The sequence below is a fragment of the Oleiphilus sp. HI0125 genome (assembly GCF_001635355.1).
Window position 1 is genome coordinate 1 of record NZ_LWGF01000242.1, and the last position, 796, is coordinate 796.

At 45.7% G+C, this 796-nt stretch carries 1 protein-coding gene; it reads left to right on the forward strand.

Going from position 1 to position 796, the window contains the following annotated elements; genetic code table 11:
• Positions 1 to 110: 110 nt before the first annotated feature.
• The coding region (locus A3762_RS03610) for a capsule assembly Wzi family protein (RefSeq protein ID WP_197468999.1) at positions 111 to 796 on the forward strand (686 nt) is incomplete at its 3' end.

A 796-nucleotide genomic window follows, 5' to 3' on the forward strand; every position in this document is an offset into this window, starting at 1 on the left:
AGCGCTAGCGTTAAATGAAAAAAACTGAAACACTAACTTTATAAAAATAATTGTTCATGAGAATACGGATGCTCAGTCGCTTGGATCGCGTTTTACTTACGAGTGCTATTTTGACCGCACTTTTATTTAGCTCTTTTAGTCGAGCAAGTGGTGTATCTCCTTACCTCCCATTGCACATGTCTCCTGAAGCTGAGCGTCAAATAGAGCGTTTACTGGTTTTATCAGGCACCCCAGTGTTAACGAGACCTATTCCTGCAGCTCTGGTGCACAAGGCCGTTAAAGAATACTGTCAACAAACGAGCGCTCTTTGTCGACAGGTGCGTTCATACTTAAAACGCNTTGCTCAGACTGACGGTTTTACCTATGCAAATTTAAATCTGAGGCTGGCAAGTGACAAGCGTGCTCCGATAGCAAATCAACGTGGTGAGTCTACCGATAATGTTGCTAGTATCAATGCTCAGCTGTATGTGCGAATGAGTCCCCACTGGTATGCATTCTTAGGTGGTGAGCGACGCGAAGATGGCGAGTCGCTTGAGGGAACATATTCAAGTTTTGGTTGGGACTGGATGCAGTTAGATGTGGGTTACAGGCCGCATTGGTTGAGTCCGTTTCAGCACGGTGCAATGTTATTTAGTAGTAACGCGGAGACCACACCTTCGTTAACACTCTCAAGCCCGATGCCTATTGGAAGCTGGGGATTTCGTTATGAAATGTTTGCCACTCGCTTGAGTCGCTCAGACAATATCGCTTATCAAGGTGGTAAGGTGTCCGGAAATCCTTGTGCGATTGGTATGCA